The 5,147-nt window shown below is 36.9% G+C and carries 6 protein-coding genes; 1 reads left to right on the top strand and 5 read right to left on the bottom strand.

What is annotated here, in order from left to right:
• Window positions 1-412, bottom strand: a 412-nt coding sequence (locus PHP06_10435) for an FAD-dependent oxidoreductase (protein ID MDD3840958.1), incomplete at its 3' end; no start/stop codon positions are given.
• Between the two features lie 463 nt (window positions 413-875).
• On the opposite strand from PHP06_10435, the gene PHP06_10430 reads away from it, so the two are divergent.
• A complete protein-coding gene (locus PHP06_10430) occupies window positions 876-1,118 on the top strand; it encodes a DUF2892 domain-containing protein (GenBank protein MDD3840957.1) in 243 nt (80 codons plus the stop codon).
• Between the two features lie 42 nt (window positions 1,119-1,160).
• Here the strand turns inward: PHP06_10430 and scfB are convergent, their stop codons facing one another.
• The 4 genes from scfB to PHP06_10410 form a co-directional block, all read right to left on the bottom strand.
• Window positions 1,161-2,516, bottom strand: a complete 1,356-nt coding sequence (gene scfB, locus PHP06_10425; protein ID MDD3840956.1) for a thioether cross-link-forming SCIFF peptide maturase — start codon at window positions 2,514-2,516, stop codon at window positions 1,161-1,163.
• A gap of 22 nt (window positions 2,517-2,538) precedes the next feature.
• Complete coding sequence (locus PHP06_10420) at window positions 2,539-2,736, bottom strand: hypothetical protein (GenBank protein MDD3840955.1); 198 nt, start codon at window positions 2,734-2,736, stop codon at window positions 2,539-2,541.
• A gap of 78 nt (window positions 2,737-2,814) precedes the next feature.
• Window positions 2,815-4,617 carry a ferrous iron transporter B gene (locus PHP06_10415; protein MDD3840954.1) on the bottom strand — a complete coding sequence of 601 codons (1,803 nt, stop codon included), beginning with the start codon at window positions 4,615-4,617 and terminating at the stop codon, window positions 2,815-2,817.
• Window positions 4,614-4,862, bottom strand: a complete 249-nt coding sequence (locus PHP06_10410; protein MDD3840953.1) for a FeoA family protein — start codon at window positions 4,860-4,862, stop codon at window positions 4,614-4,616. The genes PHP06_10415 and PHP06_10410 overlap by 4 nt, the downstream gene beginning before the upstream one ends.
• Between the last annotated feature and the right edge of the window lie 285 nt (window positions 4,863-5,147).

Here is a 5,147-nt window from a genome sequence, read left to right as displayed (position 1 = left end):
GAATATTTCTAACAGTAAATACACGATTACTATCAACACCGGGAATAGGTGGCTTCACCGGATTCGCCCCCGGAGACAAAATTATATTATCATATGTTTCACTATAAATATCAGAAGTCTTTAAGTCTTTTACAACAACATTCTTGGTAGCTCTATCTATTCGGATCACTTCACTATTTACTCTGACATCTATATTGAACCTTTTTTTCATAGCCCCAGGAGTCTGTACAAAAAGATCTTCCCTATCTTCAATAACACCGCCTATATAATATGGCAGACCACAATTTGCAAAAGAAATATGCTCTCCCTTTTCAAACATTATTATTTCAGTATCTTCACTCAATCTCCTCAAACGTGCTGCAGCAGTGGCTCCTCCGCCAACACCGCCAATTATTATCACCTTTTTCCCCATAATGATCATCCTTTCTGATTAAAAAATTATATTTGAATAGCAGGTTTAAAATTAGGAATATCAGTATCGGGTGCATATAATACCCTATACAAAATTTGGTTTAGAACCACCGAACAGGGACTCGTATATAGAAGGTTAGCGAACTGCTTATAAATATTTGGATAAAAAGCTTGGCGAGCGTAATGCAGGAAATACCAGTTTAGCTTTTCATGTCTGAGCGCTAGCGAGTTCGGGAAAAGCTTGGTATTTTCGGAATGGAGTGAGCCTTAGCTTTTTCCAAATATTTATGGCATGAGCGGTCTTCTATATACGAGTCCCGTACGTGTATACAATAATAAGACGACACAAAAGGACTGTCCCCTTGTGTTGTTGTAAAATAAATCGATATTCTATAATATACCCTTTTAAAAACCTTTTAATAGGAGAAAATAAGATTAGTAAAATCTAAAAAAGGAGTGTTTATATGCATATACAAAAAAATGTAGGTATACTGGATAGCTATATAAGAATCGCATCAGGGTTGATGATGCTGGGCTACGGCATATCAAAATCTTCCTCAATAATGACAGGATTTGGTGCGATAAAAGTTGCAGAGGGAGTGACTAAATTTTGTCCCATGTTATATGTGCTTGGGTTATCTACTGTGGATATAGAAATGCCTTTAAAATCTAAAACAAACACTATGCCCAAAGAAAATTTATCCTAAAATACAAAATCCCGAGGTGAAAATATACCCTCGGGATTTATATTAAATCGTACTTTTTGCCGCCTGGATCATGATAGCACATTCTATTCTTTTTTTCTGCATCTCACAAGCTATACGATTTGGATCAGATATATCGCCATTCGAATAATATGCATTGGCGTGACATCCTCCTGAACAATAGTACTTGGCCCAACAATCTCTACATTCAGTTTTATTGAGCACATTATTATCTCTAAAAAGCTTGCTCATTTGACCATTATTTATGCCCTTATAGATATCCCCCATCACAAATTCCGGCTGGCCTACAAACTGGTGACAAGGATAAAGTTCGCCTTTGGGAGATACTGCAAAATATTCATACCCGGCACCACATGAGGTGATCCGTTTATATATGCATGGGCTCTCAAATATATCAAGATTAAAATGATAAAAAACAAACGGTTTTCCTCGCTTTATTCTATCCAAATATCTAATCGCCAAATCTTCATATTCTTTCTTTATAACATCAAGATGCTCTTCTTTGATATCAAAAGGTCTCCCACTTCCAACAACCGGCTCTATGGAAATCTCATCAAAGCCTAGATCTGCAAGATGAAATACATCCTCACCAAAGTCAAGATTATTTGCTGTAAAAGTACCTCGTATAAAGTACTGCTTGTTCCCTCTCTTGTGCACAAGATTCAATGCATTATCGAGTATCCTATCGTAAGATCCCCTGTGCTCTCTGTCATAACGTATTGCATCGTGCACTTGCTTTCTGCCGTCTATGCTTATAACTACGTTATCCATATATTCATTGATAAAATCTATAGAGCATTCGTCCAGCAGCAATCCATTTGTGGTAATTGTAAAATGGAATTCCTTCCCGTATTCCTCCTGTTTATCTTTTGCATATAAAACAGCATCCTTTACAACATCAAAATTCATCAAAGGCTCTCCGCCGAAAAAATCCACCTCTATATTTTTCCTAGCCCCTGAATTTTGTGCCAAAAAATCTATACATTCAAATGCAACTTGTTTAGGCATCAATCCTCTATCAGTCTTATAATCCCCTTTAGATGCAAAACAGTACTCACATCTCAAGTTACAGTCATGGGCAACATGCATACATAGTGCTTTGACATAGTTGTTTTTATGATTTGTTTTTTTCAATAGGGACTGATCAAAATCTGAAGAATACAGCGTTCCCTGTTGATAAAGCTGATTGATGTCATCATAACATTCTCTTAACTGAGAAATATCATATCTATCCTCAAACTCCCGTGCAATCGAATCCATAGAAGGCATATCATCAAACTCATTCAAAATATCATACATGATATCATCAACCAAATGTATAGTGCTACTATTCACATCGAGCACAATATTATATCCATTTAAAGAAAATACATGAATCATATGTCTATAAACCCCATTTACATCAATTTTTGTGTATATCGCTTAGTCTTTTGCCATCAGGTAGCAGATCCTGTGGCACTTTCAGATTACTGCGTTTTAGTTTATATCTCTCGCAATCCTCAAAATTACTAGTACAGTACTTCCTTATATAGATATTTTTTAAAAGATCAGTTTTGAACATATTATATATAGGACAATTTATAGCATTCTTACAATCCATATCTAACCTCTCCTTTTTATATGTTTTAACACAAAACAATCAATATCTATATTTATACATACCCTTACCGGAAATAATCTAACTGATTTCCATATCCCCTCTTTCTCCCAGTATGGTACCAAAAAGGATGATCAATATTATTTCCGCTACTATAAGACCCACAGGGCTAAATATAGTACCTAGCATCAGATTTAAAAAGCCTCCTGCTATCAAAGTTACCAAAAACATAATTCCAATGGCCTTGAGCATATCTTTTCCCCCTAGCTCCTTCAATAAAACTGTAAAAGTAGCTATACAAGGGAAATATAATATAAGCACTACTACAGCTACCACCGACTGAGTATTAGTCAATCCGATAGGTTCAAGCAGGGCAACGGCTACATCCTTTCTCAACAGTCCTATTATCAGTGCCGATACTGTTTCTTCAGGCAAACCAAATATTCCTCTCACAAGAGGGGCAGCCCATTTTGATAATAAATCTATTATACCACTAAAATACATCAAATTGACGATAAAAACACCGCCTAAAACATATGGTATAGCCTCTTTAAAAAATCCTGTAAGCCTCATCCACAATTTTTTCATCTGGACATTGAAATCAGGAAGACGGTAAGGAGGCACTTCTATCAAAAGCGTAGGTGTTGCACCTTTAACCAACCTGTTCAAAGACATTCCCAACAAACTCCATACGGTCACTAATGTAACAAATACAAGCAATATATAAATACCGCCTCTTTTGCCCATCATTCTAAAAATCAATGTAGTCTGTGCCATACAGGGTATGGTGATACAGGTTACAACAGCAGTGATAAATCTCTCCCTTCTAGTCTCCAGATTTCTCACTGCAAGCACTCCCGGTACGTTACATCCGAAGGACAACAACATAGGAAGGATGGAGTAACCATGCAATCCTATTTTATGCATTATCTTGTCAAACAGTATCGCCATCCTGGGGAGATAACCCAAGTCTTCTAAAAATCCGATTATCAGGTAAAAAAGAAATATATAAGGCAGCACTATTCCAAAGGCTACATATACACCTGTAGTGAGCACGCCCATAGCCTCTTCATATTGTATTATACCACCTGAAATATCTCCTATAAATATATAGTGAAGAAACCCTTTTCCTCCCAGCTGTCGGCTAAACCAGAATATAAAAGGGGAGTAAACCGATTGGAAAAACTTGAGCATCAGTCCCTCCAATAAATCACCGAAAATTGTGATGAACTTGAATACTAAATATAATATCCCAAAAGCCACAGGCAGACCGAATATAGGATGAATACTTATATCCTCCAACCTTTCAAGGAATGTATGATGTCTATGGGAAAGATTTTGTACTTGAGATACTATATTCCCCATCATCTCCCATCGCTTTTCCTGCTTCAGTTTGTCCCACTTTACCGGTTGAGCATTTAAACACTTTTCCCTCAATTCCTGCATTCCCTCTCCGCTCACTGCACTTGTAGGCACCACAGGAACGCCTAATATATGACTCAATTTTTCCTGATCTATTTCTATACCCTTGTGCCTAGCTTCATCCCATAAATTCAATGCTATCACCATGGGTTTACCGAATTCCATCAATTGAAGGGTTAAGTTCAAATTCCTTTCAAGGTTTGTAGAATCAACTACATTAATAAACACATCTCCACTATCCAACATATCTACAGCAACCTTTTCCGCTTGACAGGTAGGATCTAAATCGTATGTGCCCGGCACATCTATAATCTCATGCTTCTCACCATTATATGTCATATATCCCTTGGAAAACTCCACAGTAGTACCGGGATAATTAGATGTGGTTACGCTGACACCTGTAAGTTGAGAAAATATCACACTCTTACCAACATTGGGGTTGCCTATAAGGAGTATTCTCATTTATAAGCCACCTCAACTTTTACCTTGTTGGCCATCCCGTATCCCATAGCAAGTTCACAGTTTCCTACATTTACTATTACCGGCCCTCCATTTAAAATTGTGCTTTTTTTTGTAACTATAACCCCTTTTCTTATGCCTAAAGCTTCTAATTTAGAACGCATGCCAGGCCCGGCTGCTATATCTATTACTTTACCACTCTCACCATTTCTTAAGTGTGAAAGAGGAATTACTCTATTTGCCTCCATCGGCCGACCCCCTCAATTTATGCTTTTAAAAATATGATTGTACGCTGTTATTGATTATCATTATCAATTATACCTCACAATCAGCCCTTATTAAATTTTACCACCTTATCTTTTTTTGTCAATAAAAAAGTGGCGGACTATAAACACCCGCCACTTTTAGTTTTTGTTATTCTTCCTCTTGATTTTTATCACCCTTGAGGTTTTGAATTTCTTTTTTAATAGCCTCAAGCTGCTCTTCCAGTATGCTCTGCTGCTCCATCAGCATTTCTTCTTGATTATATGGTA

It is taken from the genome of Clostridia bacterium (assembly GCA_028698525.1).
Lineage (GTDB): Bacteria > Bacillota > Clostridia > JAQVDB01 > JAQVDB01 > JAQVDB01.
Note: the sequence above shows the minus strand (reverse complement) of the source record. Positions and strands in the feature narration are given on the sequence as shown.